This is a genomic window from Paraburkholderia sp. CI3, from assembly GCF_050436505.1.
Classification (GTDB): Bacteria; Pseudomonadota; Gammaproteobacteria; order Burkholderiales; family Burkholderiaceae; genus Paraburkholderia; species Paraburkholderia tuberum.
The window spans coordinates 2,564,181-2,584,620 of the sequence record NZ_JBNDMI010000003.1; the positions used below are offsets into that span (position 1 = coordinate 2,564,181).

Sequence of the window (20,440 nt, forward strand, 5' to 3'; positions counted from 1 at the left end):
CGTGTAGGAGCCCATCGCCACGATGGTTACGGAGTCGACGTACTTTGCGAAGCTACCCGCTTCGAGCGCGCGATGAGACCAATGAAGGAGACAGGAGAGTTTTGATGACGAGTACTACCAGCGGTAACAGGATTGATATCAAGAAGTTCATCGACGAACGGTCGATTTCGCCCTACCAGTGGTTATTGGTCGTGCTGTGTTTTCTGATCGTGACCGCCGACGGCATGGACGTCGCGATCATGGGTTTCGTCGCGCCTTCCATCATTCATGACTGGGCGATTTCGCGCCCCGAATTCGGACTCGTGATGAGCGCGGCACCGCTCGGTCTCGTGATTTGCGCATTGTTCGCGGGTCCGGCATCGGACCGCATCGGCCGCAAGTGGGTGCTGATTACGTCGGTGTTTCTGTTCGGCGTGTTCACGATCGCGACTGCGTTCACGCAATCGCCGTTTTCGATGGCAGCATTGCGTCTGCTCAGCGGTGTCGGTCTCGGCGCCGCGATGCCGAACTCGACGACGCTGCTGTCCGAGTACGCACCGCAACGCAAGCGCGCGCTGCTGATCACCGTGATGTTCACGGGCTTCAATCTCGGCTCGGCATTGATCGGCTTCGCGGCCGGCTGGCTGATTCCGGTTCACGGCTGGCGCGCGGTGCTGATTTTCGGCGGCGCACTGCCGCTCGTGCTGATCCCGTTCCAGATCTGGCTGCTGCCTGAGTCGGCCCGTCTGCTCGCGGTACGCGGCGCGCCCGCGCAGCGTATCGGCAAGGTGCTTGGTCGTGTGTGCGGCGTGCACTTCGCGGGCAATGAAGTGTTCGTGTCGAACGAACCGCCGCTGCCCACGCGCAAGCCGATCGGCGTGCTGTTCTCGCAAGGCTATGGCTCGATGACGATCGCGCTGTGGGTCACGTATTTCATGGGCCTGCTCGTCATCTATCTGCTGACCGGCTGGCTGCCGACGCTGATGAAGGATGCGGGTCTGTCGGTCACGACCGCGGCCAACGTCACGGCGATGTTCCAGATCGGCGGCACGATCGGCGCGATCCTCGTCGGCTGGCTCATGGACAAGGCGCGTCCGGCGCCGGTCATCAGCGCCGCCTATATCGGCGGCGCACTGTGCGTGCTCGGGCTCGGCTACATCGGCGCGCTGTCTTCGTCGCTTGCATTGCTGGTGTTTGCCGCGGGCTTCTGCATGAGCGGCGCGCAAACCGGTCTGAACGCATTTGCACCCGGCCGCTACCCGACCGTTGCGCGTGCGACTGGTGTGAGCTGGATGCTCGGCATGGGCCGCTTCGGCAGTATCTTCGGCTCGGCGATCGGCGGCGCGCTGCTCGGCTTCGGCTGGCAGTTCGGCGCGATCCTGGCGATGCTCGCGATCCCCGCCGCACTCGCCGCTATCGCCATCCTGGTGAGCCAGCGTGTGGGCGGCGCCGAAACGGTGGCGCAGCCGAATATCGCGCATTGAGGCGTGAGGCAACGCGGCGCGCGTGCGTTTCGCGGGCGCTGCTGGACAAATTCATCTACTGAGGAATCACGGTGATCATCGACATTCACGGACACTACACCACCGCGCCGAGAGCGTTGGAGACGTGGCGTAACCGCCAGATCGCAGGCATCAACAGTCCTTCCGGGATGCCGAAGGGGTCGGAATTGCAGATCAGCGACGACGAGCTGCGCGAGTCAATCGAAAACAACCAGTTGAAACTGATGCGCGAGCGCGGCCTCGATCTGACGATCTTCAGTCCGCGCGCGAGCTTCATGGCGCACCACATCGGCGACTTCGAAATCTCGAGCACGTGGGCCGCGATCTGCAACGAACTGTGCTATCGCGTGAGCCGGCTGTTTGCCGAGAACTTCGTGCCGGCCGCGATGCTGCCGCAAAGTCCGGGTGTCGATCCGGCCACCTGTATTCCTGAGCTCGTCAAATGCGTCGAGCAGTACGGCAATGTCGCGATCAACCTGAATCCCGATCCGTCGGGCGGCCACTGGACCAGCCCGCCGTTGTCGGACCGTTCCTGGTATCCGATCTACGAGAAGATGGTCGAGTACGACATTCCCGCGATGATTCACGTGAGCACGAGCTGCAACGCGTGCTTCCACACCACCGGGTCGCACTACCTGAATGCGGATACCACCGCGTTCATGCAATGCCTGACCTCGGACCTGTTTCGCGATTTCCCGACGCTGCGTTTCGTGATTCCGCACGGCGGCGGTGCGGTGCCGTATCACTGGGGTCGTTTCCGCGGCCTCGCGCAGGAACTGAAAAAGCCCTTGCTGAAAGACCATCTGCTGAACAACGTGTTCTTCGACACCTGTGTCTATCATCAGCCGGGTATCGACCTGCTCACGCGCGTGATTCCCGTGGACAACATCCTGTTCGCGAGCGAAATGATCGGCGCGGTGCGCGGCGTCGATCCGGAAACCGGTCACTATTTCGACGACACGAAGCGCTACGTTGAAGCCGCGGATATGAATCCGGAGCAGCGCTACAAGATCTACGAAGGTAACGCGCGGCGCGTCTATCCGCGTCTCGACGCCTTGCTGAAAACGAAGGGACTGTGATCATGTATGAAATCGGAGTCGTCTATCGCAACATCCAGCGCGCGGATGCGGAGGTGGCAGCGAAACTCGGCGCGCTCGGTTCGGCCACCGTGCATGAAGCGATGGGCCGCACGGGCCTGCTCCAACCGTATATGCGCCCGATCTATACCGGCGCGCGCGCGAGCGGCACGGCCGTCACGGTGCTGCTGCAACCGGGCGATAACTGGATGCTGCACGTCGCGGCCGAACAGATCCGGCCGGGCGACGTCGTCGTCGCCGGCGTCACCGCACAGAGCACCGACGGTTACTTCGGCGATCTGCTGGCCACGAGCTTCAAGGCGCGCGGCGCTCATGCATTGATCATCGACGCCGGCGTGCGCGACGTCAGCGTGCTGAGCGAAATGAACTTCCCGGTCTGGAGCAAGGCGATCTCCGCGAAAGGCACGGTCAAGGCGACGCTCGGCTCGGTGAACATTCCGGTCGTGTGCGCGGGTGCGTTGGTCACACCGGGCGACGTCGTCGTTGCCGATGAGGACGGCGTGGTCGTGGTGCCGGCGGCCGCCGCGCAAGCCGTGCTCGACAAGGCTGCGGCGCGCGAGGCCAATGAAGCCGGGAAGCGCGCGAAACTCGCCTCTGGGGTGCTCGGTCTCGACATGTACAACATGCGCGGGCCGCTCGAGCAGGCCGGACTCCGTTACAAGGACTGACAGGCGTGGTCGCAATGATCAACGATCAAGCCACGCGCGCGCCGATCACGGGCATTTCGTCGATGGCCACGCGCCAGGTGCTGGCCGGACTCGCCCCGTTCTTCGAGCGGCGCACGGGGCAGGGCGTCGCCATCGAATCGGTCGGCGGCGTCGATGCGGCGCGCCGGGTCGAGGATGGCGAAGTCTTCGACATCGTCGTGCTTGCCGCCGACGCGATCGAGCGGCTCGTGGTGACGGGTTGTGTCGAGGCGGCGAGCCGCGTCGGGCTCGCGCGCTCGGGCATCGCGGTCGCGGTCGCGGCCGGAGAAACGCACCCGGACATCGCGTCCGAAGCAGCGCTGCGCGACGCGATTCTCGGTGCGCGCAGTATCGGTTACTCGACGGGGCCGAGCGGCAGGCATCTACTGAAGCTGTTCGAACGCTGGGGCATTGCCGGGCAGATCGCTTCGCGTATCGTGAAGGCGCCGCCGGGTGTGCCGGTCGGGACGCTCGTCGCGCGCGGAGAAGTCGCGCTCGGCTTTCAGCAGATGAGCGAATTGATTCACGTGGCGGGCATCGACGTGCTCGGCGAGCTTCCGGTCGCCACCCAGTCCACCACGACTTTCACCGCCGCGATCTGCACGGTGGCGCGCCAGCGTGAAGCAGCCCAGGCGTTGCTGGCGTTTCTGGCCTCGCGCGAGGCCGACGGCGCAAAGCTGCAAAACGGCATGTCGCCGGCTTGATGGCGGGAGGCGCTCGCCGCCCAGGCTTGTGTCCTTGCCTTTTCCGCCTCCATCTCTTTGCGCGAGCGCATGCTCGGCGTCGAAACGCTGAAAGCGCTGACCGGCACGCCCGATCGGATGGAGGAGGCAAAACGCTACGAATGAAAGCGGATTCAAGCCAGCAGCTTGCCCCACTCGTAATCGATACTGTCCGGCGTGAAGGGCAGCACGCCCGCGCCGGGCGTAAATGTAAGTTCGCCGAAATAAACGAGGTCGTCCGGCGCATACAGGTCGACGCGCACATAGTCGAAGTCCTCGCACAGACGGGCCGCGACATCGAGCACGGCCTGTAGATGCGGCGGGCGCGGAGCGGGCAACGCGCTGCGCTTGTAGTCGCCGATTGCGATATCGAGGTGATTCCAGTCGGCGTCGTACACGTCGCCGTGCGTCGCGTCGCCGAATCGATCCGAGATCACGAGGATATAGATGATCGGCCCGCCAGGACGGCCGCCAAAGCAGTGCATTTTGAAATCCGCCGGAATCTGGCCGCGCCGATCGAGCAGCAACTGCTCGAAGAAAACGCGCGGCTCGATCGTCCGATAGTGCCGCTCGCGCCCAACGTAATAGAATTCCGCGCGCAACCATTGGTCGGCGAGCTTCTTCAGCTTCTCGAACGAGGTCTCTGATTTGTTTCTCACCACTTCGACATAGCTGCTGCCGTGATTGGCTTTCATTACGAAAGCATCCGGCAGTGCGTCGAACACTTCGGGCGTGAATGCATCGGGCACTGCGATCAACGGTATCAAATGCTTGTCGCCGATTTTCCGGGCAATATATTCCCGCACCAGAAGCTTGTCGGTCAGGTCGATATAGCGCGGATCAGGATGAAGATTGCGCTGCAGGATCTTCTCATTGAACGTCACCGGACGAATCAGGTTCGGATAGCGGCCAATGCATTTGTGATGTAACAGGCTTAAGAAAAGGGCGTCCGGCAATAGCGTTTTCGCCGCTTCCTTGATTTTTCTCGCGGTAGATGGCGATTGCCCGTGCGCCGCATGCGCACCGGTGTGCAAGCCCGGCTGCCGGCAGGGCGCGGCCAGAGCACTGTCACCGGAGTGTAGGGAGGCCATGTTTTTCGGCGCGACGGCCGCATCCTGCGCGCCCAGTTCGGCGGATTTTATGATCGTCATGTTCTAATCCCTTTGCGGTCGAGTCGACGAGTCGTCCTCGGAGTAACGGGAATTGAAATCAAAGTGTCAGCGGCGCTTGCCGCAACATCTCGGTCGCGGCACTCCAGCTTTCCTCCGGCGTCAGCCAGCGTTCCTCCGCATCCACATGCTGTTGCGCGCGGAATTGCGTCGGCGACATACCATAGCGCTCCTTGAATAGCCGCCCCAGCCGATTACCGTCGCCCATTCCGCAGCGGCGCGCAATCTTGTCGACCGGCAGATCGGTGTTCTTCAGCATCGAGCGAACGATCTCGAAGCGTGTGCGCAGCAGATATTCGAGCGGCGTCATGCCGAACTCGCATTTGAAGCGGCGCTGGAAATTGCGCTTGCTCATCGCCACCGATTCGGCCGCCTGCGCAACCGAAATAGCCTTGCTGTAGTTTTCCTTGATCCAGCGCGCCGATTCGCGAATCTTCTCCGTCGTCGTCGTGATGTTGACGTCGTCGAACTCGGAGCGGCTTTTCTCGGCGTAGCCGGTTTGCAGGATGCGGCCTATCTTGCGGGCAGTGTCGGTATTGATGTCGCGTTCGATCTGCGCGAGCGCGAGATCGGTCGGCGTCACATTGCTTTGCGTGCGCGCGGCGTCACCGCTGTCGTCGAACAGAAAAATCGGCACGATCGATTGCAGCGGATCGTTGCAGACGACCGCGAGATTCGCACCCTGTTGCATGCCGAAAGATGCAATCGATCCTTGCAGCGAGATCCACGACAGAAAGCGGTCGTTGGATTCCGCGACTTCGGTGACGTCGCGGCAGGCCACGAAGAGCGCGTGGAAATCAGCGAGGCAGTAGCGTTCGAGGCCTTGCGTCCAGATCGATATGCCGGACGAACTGGTCACCAGACCGCCGCCGTCGGATACCACGGTAAACCGGTATGGCGCCTCTTCGCCAGCCGTTCTCTTGAACTCATTGGCAAGCCGGAACGCGTCGCCGATCGCGCCGGTACTTGCCATCGAACAATCCTGAAAGACGAATAGACCAATGTGCTTCATCACGCGAGCTTCTCCAGTCAGGAAAATCTACGCATTGAGATTAGCGCATCGATTTGGGCGAGACGAGCTTGGCCGGCATACGTGGGTGTTTTGGCGTAATCGTCAGGATGCAAGAAATTCTTACCTCGCTATTCGCAGAAATGCGTGCTACTAATTAACGTTGCACGGAATTTTTTTCCCGATCAATTAGCGCGATTCTTGCAAGGGAAATGCTGGGTATCGGCGGAATGCGCCGAGTGGCTTGGATTCGGCGCGATTTGCGGGATAACAAGGGCATTCCTGGCACTTGAGCCGTGCAATTGGCGTTCTGTCGCGATGTACGATGCCTGTCGTATTACTCTGTTACAGCAATTGCAGATCGCAACAAGCCTTTCCGGCTTCTGTTTCATTTGTAAAAGGCTCCGCATTATCGGCCAATAGCACCCTACTTTGGGCCGCCGGCGAATGCGTCGATCCTTTGCGGACTATGCTTCAGCGCAACATCGAGAGAGAAATTGTCAATCGCGGATTACGTGAATGGCGGGCTTCGCATTCGCTGATTCGTGAGAAGAACAATCGGCAATGCCGCGGTGGATAAGCAATAGGTGTGTAGCCTTCCGTGGTTCGAGAGGTCCCGACCACGGCTCCCCGACCTAACCCGACACAGCACGTCGCTTCGCCGTGCTGCCAGCCAATCGAGGGTCTATCCGGCCGGCGGCATAAATAACGACGTGGCGACGCAAAGCGATCGCCGATCGTTTTGTTTCATCAACCTGCAAGGATCAGACCGGTGGATTACTATCCGCAAAACTCGCTCTATCCCGCTGTTGATACCGAGCGTAGACAACTCAGTGCCCGCGCGATGCTCACGCTAATGCGCGACCACATCTGGGAGATCGTGGTGACGACCGTCGTCGTCCTCACGCTCGCGGTCGCGTATCTTCTGATTGCCACGCCTATCTATTCCGCTGACGTAATCATTCGTGTGGACCCACCCGAGCCAAATGCCCTCGGACTCGCGTTGCAGAACCAGGAACTGTTGCCGCCGCCGACGCCGTCGTCGGTAACCGAAATGGCGGTCATGGAAAGCCGTGCAGTTTTGCAGCCGGTGATGGACCAGTTCCGTTTCGACATTTCGGTGAAGCCGCACAAGCTTCCGGTTCTCGGCGACATCGCCGAAAAATTCGCTACACCGGGACAGCCCGCGGCGCCGTGGCTCGGGCTGAAATCGTTTGCATGGGGCGGCGAGCGTGTGCAGATCGCCGAGCTCGACGTGCCGCGCGAACTCGAGGAAGAGAAGCTGACCTTGACCGCGCTCGACAATGGAGCGTTCGAATTGCACGGCCCGTCCGGCGAGTTGCTGGCGAGAGGCACGGTCGGCATACCGCTCAAGCAGAACGGCGTGTCGATGCTCGTGAAGGAACTCGCTGCGCGGCCGGGTACGAAGTTCGAGGTGATCCGCTGGAATGAGCTCGATGCCATCAAGCGCTTCACCAGTCTCGTCAAGATTGGCGACAAGGTGAAAGACTCCGGGCTGATGCAAATCCAGTACCGCGACAAGAGTCCGGACAAAGCCGCGGCCGTCGCCAATGCATTGGGAGAGCAATACCTCGCATCCGCGGTGGCGAGCCGGCAAGCGAACGACACGCAGACGCTCGCGTTTATTAACGGCGAACTCCCTCGTCTACTCGGCGATCTGCGAAAAGCCGAGGAAGCGCTGAAGAACTTCCGCTCGAGCTCGCGATCGATGCAGCCGACCAACGAGGCGCAAGCCTATTTGCAGGGCGGCCTCGATCTCGACAAGCAGATCGCGGCGCTGCAATTGCAGCGCACGCAAATGCTCGAGCGCTATACGGAACAGAGCCGCTGGGTGCAGAACGTCGACGAGCAACTGGCGCAATTGAAAGATGCGAAAGCGAAATTCTCCGACCATTTCAACGGCATGCCCGCGTCGGAACGCGCGAGCGTCGATCTGATCCGCGCGCAGAAGGTCGCGGAAACGGTGTATCTCGGCATGGTGCAGAAGGCCGAGCAATTGCAGGTGCGCCGCGCCAGCACGACGGGCGGCGCGCATATTCTCGATCGCGCGATCAGACCGCATATGCCGGTCATGCCACAGCCGATTCTCGTGCTCGGCGGCGGATTGGTGCTCGGTATCGTGTCCGGCGTCGTGTTGGTCTTCATGCGCCGCCACGTGATGATCGGCGTGACCGACCCGCGCTACGTCGAGCGCCAGATGAGCGTGCCGGTGTTTGGCGAGATTCTGTTCAGCCATCAGCAACTGCTGCTCGACCGCGATGCGACCGCGGGGCGCAAATCGCTGCCGGCAACGGCCTGGCGCGCCCATCCGCCGATGCAGAAGAGTCGGCACGAGATTCAGTTCGATTCCGGCGTCCAGAACAGGATTCTCGCCGCGCGCTTTCCGCACGACACGTCGGTCGAAGCGCTGCGCAGCGTACGGACCGCTGTCACGCGCGATCTCGCGCATGCACGCAACAACATCGTGATGATCATCGGGCCCACGCCGTCGGCCGGCAAGAGCTTCGTCGCCGCGAATCTGGCGATCCTGCACGCTGAAATCGGCTCACGGGTGGTGCTGATCGATGCCGACATGCGACGCGGTCATCTCGCCTCGCTATTCAACGAGAGCAATCGTGGAGGTCTTTCGGAAGTACTGTCCGAACGCCTGCCGCTCCGCAATGCGCTGCGCTCGACCCGCATCGACGGATTGGCGTTCCTGTCATGCGGCGTGCGCCCGGAGAACCCCGCCGCGCTGCTGATGAGGCCGCGCCTGAAGGATGTACTCGAGCGGCTGTCGAGCCAGTTCGATCTGGTGATCATCGATACGCCGCCTTTCCTCGCGGTCACCGACGCCTCGATCGTCGCGAACGAGGCGGGCGCATCTCTGCTCGTGCTGCGCTCGGGCATGCAAAGCGAGGAGGAGATCGCCGACACGATCAGAAAGGTGGAACGCGCGGAAGGGCGCATCGCGGGCGCGGTGTTCAACGGCATTCCGCTGCGTCGAAGCACGAAGAACTATGGCTACGAAACGAACTATGCCAGCGATTTCGGCGAAAACGACGTTGGACAGCAAGCGCCGCGAGGCGCCTGAGCGTGTGGAGACCCCAACGCGGTAAAGCGCGTTCGCGATGGCGTAAAACGGAGAACCAGATGGCCTTTGCAATCAACGGAAAGTTTACTTCTCAGTCCATCACGGGGGTTCAACGCGTTGCGTATGAGCTGACGCGGGCCATGCAGATGCGCGCCGCGCCCGGTGACGAACCGGAAGTGTTCGTGCCGCAAAACGCGGTCGAGCCGGGGGCGCTGCTCAAACCGCAACGGCGCTTTCCGTGGCTGCGCGGCACGCTGTGGGAGCAGATCACGCTGCCAATCGCCGCACGCGGCATCACGCTGCTGAGTCTGTGCAATACGAACCCGCTGTTCAAGCACAGTCAGGTCGTGATGGTTCACGACATGGCCGTCTTTGACGTGCCGCAGGGCTTTTCGAGGAAATTCCGGCTCTGGTATCGCATCTGTTTCGCGCTCTTGCCGCGCACCCATCCGATCGTTCTGACGGTCTCGACGTTTTCGAAAATGCGTATCTGCCATCACCTGAAAATCGACGAATCGCGTGTGAAAGTAGTGCCGCCCGGCGCGGATCATTTCGACCGGATCGTTGCCGACCCATCGGTGCTGCGACGGCTCGAATTGAACAAGGACACCTATTGCGTGATCGTCGGCAGTCTCGATCCGCGCAAGAATCTGCGCGGCGTGCTCGATGCGATCGTGCGGCTCGGGCATCTGCGCGACGTCAAATTCGTCATCGTGGGAAAACAGTATCCGCGCATCTTCAGCGGTGCAGGCGTCGAGCATCCTGTGCATTCGCGGCAGGTCGTGTGGGCAGGTTTCGTGTCGGACGCGGAGCTGAAGGCACTGTACGAGAGCGCTGGCTGCCTCGTGTTTCCGTCGCTGTACGAAGGTTTCGGCCTGCCGCCTCTGGAAGCGATGTATTGCGGCTGTCCGGTGATCGCGTCGGCGCGCACGTCGATACCGGAAGCATGCGGCGATGCCGCAATGTACTGCGACGCGACCTCCGCGGACGACATCGCCGCCAAGATCGCGCAGATGATGAGCGACGCCGATCTTCGCCAACGTTATCGCAGCGCGGGGCTGCTGCATGCGCGCGAGTTTCGCTGGGAGCGCGCGGCGCAAACGGTGCTCGAAATCCTCGATGTCAAGACTGGCGAGCGGCTGCCCGAACTGACGCCGCGCGCGTCCGCGAGCTAGCGATGGGTGGGCACGAACATGGATCGCATGAAGACCCGTGCTGGCAGAAGATGTGCATTGCGCACACTCGCCGCGTTGGCGGCGGGTGCGGCCGCGCCGTTGTCGACTCTCCGGCCCGCTCTCGCATTGGTACCGGACCCAGCGCCCGCGAACGCGCGCGCCCGCATGATGACCGATCTGATCGGCACGAACGGCTGGGCCGGATCGGCCGCCGACATCGAGATGTGGCGAGCGATGGGCATTAGCTGGGGCCGTGACACGGTCGGCCCTGGTCAACCTGATCGGCCCGGCGAGGCGATGCGCATCGACAAAACGAGCTCGGCGTTCGATATCGATCTGCCGCCGGCACTGTTGCGAAACGAACGCAATGGAATCGGTTCGCTGTTGATGCTCGGCTATACGCCGAGATGGAATGCGACTGTGCCCGGCGACAGCAATTCGGCACCCGTCGACGTGGACGCGTGGAAGCAGTATGTCGACGCCGTGGTGCGCAAGTATTCGGCGCCGCCTTATAACCTGCGCTATTTCCAGGTCTGGAACGAGGCGGCCGGCAAGTTGTCCGGCGGCTTGCCTAAGTCCGTGTTCTGGCACGGCCCGGAGTTCAGCAAGGACGAAAAACGCTCGAAACCGTATGAGCGCGCGATGCAGGATTACGTGGAGCGGATTCATATTCCGGCGGCCCGCATCATTCGCAGTTATCGCGCATATGTGGTGTATGGCGGCTGGCCGGACCAAGGCGGCCTCGATAACTTCCACCGCTGGCTCGAATATCGCAGTCCGGTCTTGAAAGAGCGCATGCTCGATTGGGTCGACTACATCGACACGCACTACTTGCCGGTTGCCGATATGGAATCGCTGTACCAGCGATATGTGCAGAACGGTCCCGCGCGCGGCATCTGGCAAACGGAGATCGGCAACGAGTACATGAAAGACCCGCACTATTTGCCGCGTTATTTCTTCGACTTCGCGGTGTGGGCGCTCGGCAGGAATTGGGACGACCCGAACAAGTATCTGTCGATGATCTATCACTGGGACGGCTATGAACCTTTTCGTCTCACGCATCCCGGTCCGCCTGAACGAACCTACAACGTTTCCGGTCGAAGCTTGGTCGTGTTGCATCATCGTGTTGCATCAAACAGCGGGTGGGCATCTGGCGAGTTTTTCGAAGCCGCTGCAATGCGGTCCGGGTGTTGCTGCAAATGCCTTGCTTTCCGGCAACGACCTCGTGATGCAGGTGAGCAGCAGCGCGGGCTGGCAGAACATTTCCATCGGCGGGCTGCAGCCGCTGCGCTCGCACGCGGTGCAGGTCGATTTCATCGATGCGCTGAGCGGCGAGGCGAGCGCACCGGACAAGGTTGCATCGAGTTGGGACAACGATTTGATGAACGTGCGATTCAAGGTACCCGACCAGGTGAACGGCGCTGGTAATAATCCGCCCAAACATCTGGCTTATCTCGTGGTACGTCGTGTGACGCAGGCAGTGGCATAGCGATATTTCGCGAGCATGACGACCGCCGGGAGCCGGCGGATCGAACCTGACGGATAGCGTTGACACATCATGAAGCAGGTCACCATTGCGATTTGCAATTACAACTACGAGCACTATCTGGCCGCGGCGATCGACTCGGCGCTCGCGCAGGATTATCCGGCGACTACCGTCATGGTCGTCGACGATGCCTCGACCGACGGTTCGCGCGCGATCATCGAAAGCTATGGCGATCGCGTACTGACGTTGTGCAAGAAAAACGGCGGACAAGTATCCGCCTACAACTATGCAATCGCGTCGCTCACCACCGAGTATGTAATCCTTCTCGATTCCGATGACGTGCTGTATCCATCCGCGGTTACCGAAGTCATGCGCTTTTTCGAGGGCGGCGAGTGGGCCAAGGTGCAATTCCGGCTCGACGTGATGGACAACGAAGGCGCATTGACGGGCGCCTACGTGCCGAATAGCGAGCCGCCACACGACTGCGGCAGGCTGCTGCGCGGCGGGTGGCTCTATCCGTCCCCGCCCGCGTCTGGCAATGCTTACCGGGTGAGCGCGCTCAAGCAGATCTTCCCGGTTCCCGAAGAGGGCGTGAATCGCTATGGCGCGGACTTTTATGCGATCTATGGCGTCGCGCTGGCTGGACCGATCGCGACCGTGTCGAAGTCGCTGGGCGGCTACCGGGTGCATAACGTGGGCAGTGAAACGGTGTCGTTCGCGAACTCGGAACAACTGACGAAAGCGCCGCGCGCGTTCAACATGCGCTGGGCCATTCTGGGCAATATTGCAAAAGATCGGCTCGACATAGAACTACCGGCAGCATTTCTCGACTTCTCACACGAGAAAGCGACATTCTGCTCTTCCGTTTATCGCGCGACCCTGCTCAGGCGTTGGCATTGGATAATCCGCGATTCGCGCAACTATCTGTACACGATCATTGCAAATCCGTTCTGGAGCCTGAAGAAGAAGCTCGGCACGCTCGTACTGTCGAGCCTGTGTCTCGTGCCTTACTCGCCGCTGTCGGATTTCGCGGTGCGTTATATCGCGAACCCGCTCGCGCGCCGTCGCGTCGCAGGACGCTGAGGCGAAGGAGGACGGCATGGATAGACGAACGAGCGCCAACCTGATCGTATTTGTTTACGCCGGCTATTTCATGAGGTACGTGTACCTCCTGATTGTCGTGCCGTTCTATGGCCGAGTGCTCGGCGTGGCCGAATACGGCCGGGTACTCGCGTCGATGTCGCTGATGAACGTGATATGGATGCTCGTCGGCTTCGGCTTTACCTTCGTCGGCATGCGCGAGGTGGCGAAAGCGCAGTCGACCCAGGAATGCAATGCGATCTATTCGCTGCATGTCAGCGCGCGGCTGACACTCGCCGTAATCGGCGCGGGCATCGGCATCATTGCGACGTTCTGTTCACCGTTACTGTCGGAGCGGCCGCTGATCGGCCTGCTCGCGACCTTGCTAGGTATCGTGTCGGCATGCAATCTCGGCTGGCTGTTTCAGGGGCGGCAACACATTCGAACGCCGATCATGATCGAAGTGTTCGGCTTCGCGCTGAGTCTCGTGCTGGTGCTGACTCTCGTCAAAGGACCGAACGATGCCGTATGGGTGTTGGCGAGTCTGCTGATTGCGGGTATCGCGTCCTCGATCATTGCCTACGGTTTGACGACGTGGCAACTCGGCTGGCCGCGTCTGGCGTTTGCCGGCGTCCTGCCGCTCGTGCGCAGGTCGACGATGCTGTTCTGCTATTCGTCCGGCTCCGTCGTGCTGACGGCATCGTCGACGTATTTGCTGACCTTGTTCTCGACGCCCGCGGAGGTCGGCTATTTCGGCGCGGCCGAGCGTTTCGCGACGATCGGACTCAGCCTGATGGCCCCCGCGGCGCAAGTCTTTATTCCGACGATAACCCGGCAACTCGCGCAGGGCGACAAGGCGGGCGCGCATGTCACGACGCGGCGCGGCGCCATCTTGCTGCTCGGCTATGGCGTGCTCGTGCTGTGCGGCGCGTTGACGCTGTCGCCTTTCGTGTTGCCGCTGATTCTCGGCGCCGCGTTCGAGCCGAGCGTGCACGTGTTGCAGGTGTTTGCATGGATGTTCCCGTTCGCAGCTTTCAACGAGTTCGTCGCGCTCTATGTATTCGTGCCGCGCAGGAGAGACCGGGTGCTCGCGATGGCCGGCGTCGCCTCGGCGCTGGTGAATCTGGCAGCGGCGCTCGTTCTCGCGCCGCGTTTCGGCGCGATTGGCATGGCCTCTGCTCGGGTGATCGGCGAAGCGGCGCTGTCGGTGACGCTGCTCAGCGTATTGATTCGCCTCGAGCTGGTCGGGCTGTTGCCCGGCGCCGAGCGGGCGCTCGAGCGGGTGCGGGTGGTGTGCGGGCTTAGTACGCAGGCGGGCGGCGCAAAGGACGATTGAAGTGGCGCGTGGGTGTGTGGGAGTTTGGGTGCATTGTCACAGGAGGTCGAAGTGAAAGTCGCTATTGTTCACGATTGGCTCGTAGTGTCCGGCGGCGCCGAGAAAGTATTGAAGAACATCATCGAGTGCTTCCCGGACGCGGATGTCTTTTCGATTGTCGATTTTCTCGAAGACCGCGATTGCGTGAAGGGGAAGTCCGTCAACACGTCATTCATCCAGAAGATGCCGTTTGCGCGAAGACGATACCGCGCCTATCTACCGTTGATGCCGATTGCGATCGAGCAGGTGGATCTGTCAGGCTACGATCTCGTCATTTCGAGCTCGCACGCGGTCGCGAAAGGCGTGTTGACCGGGCCGAACCAGATGCATATCAGCTACATTCATTCGCCGATCCGCTATGCGTGGGATCTGCAACATCAGTACCTGCGTGAATCCCATCTCGACACAGGGCTGCGCTCCGCGTTGGCGCGCGTGCTGCTTCATTACATTCGAGGCTGGGATTCGCGCTCCGCGAACGGCGTCGATCATCTCGTCGCGAATTCTCAGTTCATTGCGCGGCGTATCAGAAAGGCCTATCAGCGCGACGCGACCGTGATCTATCCGCCGGTCGATCTGGTGAACATGCCTATTGGTACGGAGAAAGAGGATTTCTACGTGACGGCGTCGCGGATGGTGCCTTATAAGCGTATCGATCTGATCGTTCAGGCCTTTTCGCAAACGCCTGAACGCAAGCTGGTCGTGATCGGCGACGGTCCCGAGATGAAGAAGATCAAAGCGGTGGCCGGCGACAACGTCCAGATTCTCGGGCATCAGCCGTCCGATGTGCTGGTCGATCATTTGCGGCGCGCGCGCGCGTTCGTGTTCGCGGCGGAAGAAGACTTCGGCATTTCGGTGGTCGAAGCGCAGGCATGCGGCACGCCGGTGATCGCCTTCGGCCGCGGTGGCGCGCTTGAATCGGTAGTGGGATTGCCGCTCGAGCGACCCACCGGGGTTTTCTTCGGTGAGCAAAGCACCGCGTCGTTGCTCGAAGCCGTTACCCGGTTCGAGAGCAACGCAGCCCTATTCGACGCACGCGTGTGCCGCAAGAATGCCGAGCGGTTTTCGTCGGAGAACTTCAAGAAGGCCCTGATGGGCTTCGTCGACGCGCGGCTCCCGTATGCGTGCGTCGAACAGTTTCTTCCCTATGCGCCGAGTCAGTCGCTGCCGGCCGAAGAACGTCATCTTGCCGACGTTACGCCCTGAGTCGGGCGCTGGGGCACGGGCTGTGCAGCTCGCGTGCCCACGTTGCCCGCCTTGCGCGCTCCGCGCGGGCCGGGCCTGAATGCGGTGGCCGCCAGCGGACGCGCGGCTAGCAGCAGCGAGATCACCAGAGAAAGAATCAATACATTCGACGGCGTGACCAGCCGATGCTCGGTTGCCGACATCACCAGCAGGCAAACCGACGAAATCTCGACGAAGCGGAACGCCGCGAACTGGCGGCCGCCCTCGGCCAACGCGGCATACGCCGCCCCCTGCCTGCTCCACTCGATCAGTCTCCAGAAGAACGCGAGGATCAGCGTCAAGCCCACTACGCCGAGCTCGGCGAGGATATTCAGATACGAGTTGTGAGCGTGCGAGTCGCTGTGCTCGATCACCACGTCGGACGGCACCGCGAACAGATGGAAGTACGAGGCGAGGCTGCCGATGTGGTCGTCGAAGGAGCCGAAGCCGAGACCGACGAGCGGGCTTTGCACGAAATACGCGAGCGCTCGCGGCCACAACCACTCGTAGCGAATGTTGAGGTTATTGACCTTGGCGTCATTGGCGTGAATCGCGAACGTATAGCCCATGTAGTCGACGTGCGGCTGGGTATGGTAGATCGCGATGGCGACCGAGGCGAGCAGCAGCACGGCTATCAGCGTGCCGAGAATCCAGCGCTTGCGGCCAAAGTACAGATAGGGCAGAACGGCCGCCGCGCCAAGCAGCGAGCCACGGCTGTAGGTCGAAAACAGCATCAGCACATTGCAGGCGAGCAGCGCGATCAGCAGCTTGCTGCGTTTTTGCAGGTAGCACGCTACGCCGAGACAGAACAGCATTGCCAGGAAGCCGCCGGCTGCGTTGCGCGCAATGAAGTAGCTGCCGAAACTGTCGGCCGGATTAACGAAGATGCTGAACAGCCCGTTCGTGGCGATGTAGTAGACGTACATCGGCAGATTGACGATGACCGCGAAAATGAACAGCGCACGCAGTACCTTGTGCAGATCCCAGCGGTGCGCATACACGAAACCGGCAAAAATGGGCGCATAGGAAACGAAAAAATTGCCATCGCGCCGATAAAAGTCGAAGTCGAGGAACGACTGCGGATCATAGAGCAGCGTCGAGACGGTCGCGAGCACCGTGAAAGCGGTAAGCGGCGCGATGAACGCGGGATAACTGCGGCCGTAAAAGCGCCATGCCAGCAATAGCAACGGGACAAAGCCGATCGCACTGATGGGCACGAAATTCGTGACCGTCAGGAAAAGTGCGACTAGCGAAATATAGGCCATTGCAACTCCAGAAAAACGAATGGCGCGCCGGTTGGGGTTGTGTCCATGCGCTGGATGATGGCGAGATTGGAACAGCGGAAAACTCACAGTGTGGCCCGCGCGGGGATCACACCGCTGTTTATCTTTGACATGAATGCCACGGGACGTTCATTAAACGGTAGCACGTGTCGCTGCTTATTTCCAATCGCGCGCCCTGCAATAGAAGTGCAAGCTCGTTCGCAAGCTTGTTAAATTAAGTCCGCGAGCACCGCCAAAACTTCCGCGCTTCGCGCCAGATGGGCTGCGTCGCAATGCGCTCTCACTATGATGAATTCATCGGGGCACGATGTCGACTAGATCCGATGCAGGTCGTTTGCCGCATTCGATCTTTCGTTTCAATCGTTTTCCGTTCGTCGTTGTCGAGCAGACCATTGCGATTCGGCCAGTCAGTTTCCGTACTTCCCGATCGAGCCGGATTCGCTGTAGGCGCATGCATCTTTCACTGCGAACTGAACTACTGGTCTGGTCCGTTTGACGCGCACGCCCTGTCATGAATCACATCAGACGGTATTTGCGTGGATCGCGGCACACCGCGTTATGCGGTGTCCTCGAGGGAAACGCGTTCCCGAGCCGGTTTCAATGCGAAGGAGTGAGCGATGGGCAAGGTTACCGCGGCAGCAGCCGCAGCGGATGTCGAAACGATACGACAGGATTCTGCCGAGGCGGAGTTTCCGACGCTGGTGCAGGTGATTCTCGCCGGTGGTTCCGGCACCCGGTTGTGGCCGGTGTCGCGCGAACAGTTTCCAAAACAACTGATCGACGTGATCGGCAATCAGACTTTGCTGCAAGCAACCATGGGGCGCATGGCGGGTTTTGATGGCGCATGGAACATCGCGGCCGATCCCGTGATCGTCTGCGGAACCGAGCATTATTTCGCCACTTACGAACAGGCGCGCGAGATCGGCGTGAACGCGCGGATCGTGGTCGAACCCGCGCGTCGCGATACGGCGCCGGCATTGACGCTTGCCGCGTTGACGGCATGCGCGGAAGACGCAGACGCCATTCTGGTCGCCATGCCCGCCGACCATGCGATCGCGAATCTCGAAGCGCTTCACCACGCGCTGGACATCGCCGCGAGGCATGCGCGCGACGGCGCGATCGTCACGCTAGGCGTACCGCCCGAACGGCCCGACACGGGCTTCGGTTATATCCGGCTCGGCGACGCGTTGCCAGACGGCGCGCGCCGCATCGAGCGCTTCGTCGAGAAGCCCGCGACGGAACTCGCGGCCCAGTACGTCGCGTCGGGCAATTACTGGTGGAATAGCGGCATCTTCGTCGTGCGAGCGTCGGTTTGGCTCTCCATCATCGAGCAGTTTCAGCCGGCCATGCACGCGGCCTGCGTTCAGGCATACCGCGACGCGAAGAAGACTGAAGAATGCATCATGCCAGACGCCGAGGGGTTCCTGGGTTCGCCGTCCGACTCGATCGACTATGCGGTGATGGAACAGCTTGGCAAACCGGAGTCGGCGTTTTCCGGCGTGGTGGTGCCGCTCGAAGCAGGCTGGTCCGATCTCGGCTCGTGGGATGCCGTATGGCAAGCGATGGAGAAGGACGACTGCGGTAACGCGGCCAGCGGCCGCGTGGTGTTCGAAGGGGCCACCGCGACCTACGCACGCTCGCAAGGAGGCAGGCTTCTCGCCTGCGTCGGCACCAACAACATGATCGTGATCGAAACCGACGACGCCGTGCTCGTCGCGGATCGCTCGCATGTGCAGGACATCAAGGGACTCGTGTCGCGGATCAGGGCCGAGAAGTCGCCGGAGGCCGATGCGCACAGAAAAGTGCGTCGCCCGTGGGGCTTTTACGACTCGATCGATCATGGCGAGCGCTTTCAGGTGAAGCGCATCGTCGTGATGCCCGGCGGCCGTCTGTCGTTGCAAATGCATCATCATCGCGCCGAGCATTGGATCGTGGTGTGTGGAACCGCACACGTCACGCGTGGGGAAGAGCAGTTTCTTCTTGGCGAAAACGAATCGACCTATATCCCGTTGGGTGTTCGCCATCGGCTCGAAAATCCGGGCCGCGTGCCGCTGCAGATCATCGAGGTGCAGTCGGGTACTTATCTCGGCGAAGACGACATCGTTCGTTTCGACGACAAGTACGGGCGTTGTGGCTGATGCGACGGAGTCGACCTGCTACGTCCTATGAGGGGGCTGTGATGCGATTGCTGACTGGTCTGCTGGCGAGAGCGTTCGACGTCGCGATGATCGTGGCTGGGGCATTTGCGGCCTCCCAGATCCGCTTCGACGGCGGCTCGCAACGGAGCTTTTATTTCGCCTTCGTCGCTTTTGCCGCGGCGTTCGCTCTGGCGGTCTTTCCGGCGCTCGGCGTCTACCAATCCTGGCGTGGCCGCTCGAAGAGAGTGCTGGCGAGCCAGGTGGCGCTCGGCTGGCTCGTCGTGCAGGCCTGCGCGATGGTGCTGATGTTCTCGCTGCACCGGATCGATTTCGTGTCGCGACTCTGGTTCGTGTACTGGACCGGCATTTCGGGCGCGGCAATGATGGCCGGCCGGCTGGTCACGCATGCGTTGCTTGGGCGCATGCGTCATGCGGGGATGAACTTGCAGCAGGTCGCGGTGGCGGCGTGCGGCGAACATTGCGACGAGATCATCCATAAGATCGAGACGTCGCCCGCGGCCGGCTTTCGCGCGAATGCGCTGTATAACCTGCACCCCGGCTGCTGCATTCCGCCGCGCTCGTCGGTGCAGGTCTTCGAAGAACAGGGTGCGTTCGCTCGCTACGTGCGCGAACAGCAGATCGGCGAAGTGTGGCTGGCGTTGCCGCTCACAGAGGAGCGCGCGATTCTCAAGCTGGTGGCGGAGTTTCGCAACGACCTGATCAATGTGCGCTTCATGCCCGACGTGCGCTCGCTTGCGCTGTTCGAAGGCAGCATGACCGAGTTGCTCGGCTTGCCGACGATCAATCTTGCCGCGTCGCCGCTGCCGCCGAAGGCCTTGGTGCAAAAAGACCTGTTCGATCGTCTGTTCGCGCTCGTCGCGTTGATCGCGATCTCGCCGATACTGCTGGGCTGCGCGATCGCCGTCAAACTGAGTTCGCGCGGGCCGGTGTTCTTCACGCAGCGTCGCAAAGGCGCCGACGGCCGCGTATTTACGATCTACAAGTTCCGCACGATGCGCCTGCACGAGCAGAAGCCGGGCATTCTCGAACAGGCCACGCGCGACGATCCACGCATCACGACCGTCGGCGCGTTCCTGCGCCGCACGAGTCTCGACGAACTACCGCAGTTCTTCAACGTGCTGCGCGGCGATATGTCGGTGGTGGGGCCGCGCCCGCATGCGCTCGAACACGACGATCTCTATCAGAACATCGTATCGGGCTATATCCACCGTTATCGGATCAAACCCGGCATTACCGGCTGGGCGCAGATCAACGGCTATCGTGGCGAAACCGATCGCCTGGAAAAGATGGAGGGCCGCGTCGCACACGATCTGTACTACCTGCGCAACTGGTCGTTCTGGCTCGACATGAAGATCATTCTGGCCACGATTTTCAAGGGGCTTCATCATCCAAACGCGTACTGA

14 protein-coding genes and 1 pseudogene are annotated in these 20,440 nt (G+C 61.2%); 12 read left to right on the forward strand and 3 right to left on the reverse strand.

What is annotated here, in order from left to right; genetic code table 11:
• The first annotated feature begins 104 nt into the window (after nucleotides 1-104).
• From OKW29_RS20465 to OKW29_RS20480, 4 genes are all read left to right on the forward strand, one after another.
• On the forward strand, nucleotides 105-1,463 hold the full coding sequence (locus tag OKW29_RS20465) for an MFS transporter (protein WP_429292310.1): 1,359 nt from the start codon (nucleotides 105-107) through the stop codon (nucleotides 1,461-1,463).
• Between the two features lie 71 nt (nucleotides 1,464-1,534).
• Nucleotides 1,535-2,560, forward strand: a complete 1,026-nt coding sequence (locus tag OKW29_RS20470) for an amidohydrolase family protein (RefSeq protein WP_429292311.1) — start codon at nucleotides 1,535-1,537, stop codon at nucleotides 2,558-2,560.
• 2 nt (nucleotides 2,561-2,562) lie between these two features.
• Nucleotides 2,563-3,246, forward strand: coding sequence for a 4-carboxy-4-hydroxy-2-oxoadipate aldolase/oxaloacetate decarboxylase (gene ligK, locus OKW29_RS20475; protein ID WP_184067453.1), 684 nt, complete (start codon nucleotides 2,563-2,565; stop codon nucleotides 3,244-3,246).
• Between the two features lie 14 nt (nucleotides 3,247-3,260).
• The gene (locus tag OKW29_RS20480; protein ID WP_429292312.1) at nucleotides 3,261-3,968 is read left to right on the forward strand and encodes a substrate-binding domain-containing protein; all 708 of its coding nucleotides are present in this window, start codon (nucleotides 3,261-3,263) and stop codon (nucleotides 3,966-3,968) included.
• A gap of 152 nt (nucleotides 3,969-4,120) precedes the next feature.
• Here the strand turns inward: OKW29_RS20480 and OKW29_RS20485 are convergent, their stop codons facing one another.
• Nucleotides 4,121-5,137 (reverse strand): ATP-grasp fold amidoligase family protein, encoded by a 1,017-nt coding sequence (locus tag OKW29_RS20485; protein WP_429292313.1) that lies wholly within the window; start codon nucleotides 5,135-5,137, stop codon nucleotides 4,121-4,123.
• A 58-nt stretch (nucleotides 5,138-5,195) separates the two neighbouring features.
• Nucleotides 5,196-6,128, reverse strand: a complete 933-nt coding sequence (locus OKW29_RS20490) for a GlxA family transcriptional regulator (protein WP_184064849.1) — start codon at nucleotides 6,126-6,128, stop codon at nucleotides 5,196-5,198.
• Between the two features lie 808 nt (nucleotides 6,129-6,936).
• Between OKW29_RS20490 and OKW29_RS20495 the strand changes: the two genes are divergently transcribed.
• The 6 genes and pseudogenes from OKW29_RS20495 to OKW29_RS20520 all read left to right on the forward strand — a co-directional run bounded on the left by OKW29_RS20495 (nucleotide 6,937) and on the right by OKW29_RS20520 (nucleotide 15,577).
• Entirely contained in the window at nucleotides 6,937-9,258 is a 2,322-nt protein-coding gene (locus tag OKW29_RS20495) for a polysaccharide biosynthesis tyrosine autokinase (RefSeq protein ID WP_429292314.1), read from the forward strand.
• Nucleotides 9,259-9,317: 59 nt separating this feature from the next.
• A complete protein-coding gene (locus tag OKW29_RS20500) occupies nucleotides 9,318-10,433 on the forward strand; it encodes a glycosyltransferase family 4 protein (RefSeq protein WP_429292315.1) in 1,116 nt (371 codons plus the stop codon).
• 18 nt (nucleotides 10,434-10,451) lie between these two features.
• Nucleotides 10,452-11,922: pseudogene (locus tag OKW29_RS20505) on the forward strand (hypothetical protein).
• A 69-nt stretch (nucleotides 11,923-11,991) separates the two neighbouring features.
• Nucleotides 11,992-13,002, forward strand: coding sequence for a glycosyltransferase family 2 protein (locus OKW29_RS20510; RefSeq protein ID WP_429292316.1), 1,011 nt, complete (start codon nucleotides 11,992-11,994; stop codon nucleotides 13,000-13,002).
• A gap of 16 nt (nucleotides 13,003-13,018) precedes the next feature.
• The gene (locus tag OKW29_RS20515) at nucleotides 13,019-14,335 is read left to right on the forward strand and encodes a lipopolysaccharide biosynthesis protein (RefSeq protein WP_429292317.1); all 1,317 of its coding nucleotides are present in this window, start codon (nucleotides 13,019-13,021) and stop codon (nucleotides 14,333-14,335) included.
• Between the two features lie 51 nt (nucleotides 14,336-14,386).
• On the forward strand, nucleotides 14,387-15,577 hold the full coding sequence (locus tag OKW29_RS20520; protein ID WP_429292318.1) for a glycosyltransferase family 4 protein: 1,191 nt from the start codon (nucleotides 14,387-14,389) through the stop codon (nucleotides 15,575-15,577).
• Here the strand turns inward: OKW29_RS20520 and OKW29_RS20525 are convergent.
• Nucleotides 15,553-16,860: an O-antigen ligase family protein gene (locus OKW29_RS20525; RefSeq protein ID WP_429292319.1), complete on the reverse strand. Its 1,308-nt coding sequence runs from the start codon at nucleotides 16,858-16,860 to the stop codon at nucleotides 15,553-15,555. The genes OKW29_RS20520 and OKW29_RS20525 overlap by 25 nt on opposite strands.
• A 635-nt stretch (nucleotides 16,861-17,495) precedes the next feature.
• Here OKW29_RS20525 and OKW29_RS20530 point away from each other — a divergent pair.
• Together OKW29_RS20530 and OKW29_RS20535 are read left to right on the forward strand one after the other, a co-directional pair.
• Nucleotides 17,496-19,016, forward strand: coding sequence for a mannose-1-phosphate guanylyltransferase/mannose-6-phosphate isomerase (locus OKW29_RS20530; protein ID WP_429292320.1), 1,521 nt, complete (start codon nucleotides 17,496-17,498; stop codon nucleotides 19,014-19,016).
• Between the two features lie 41 nt (nucleotides 19,017-19,057).
• Entirely contained in the window at nucleotides 19,058-20,440 is a 1,383-nt protein-coding gene (locus tag OKW29_RS20535) for an undecaprenyl-phosphate glucose phosphotransferase (RefSeq protein ID WP_090809184.1), read from the forward strand.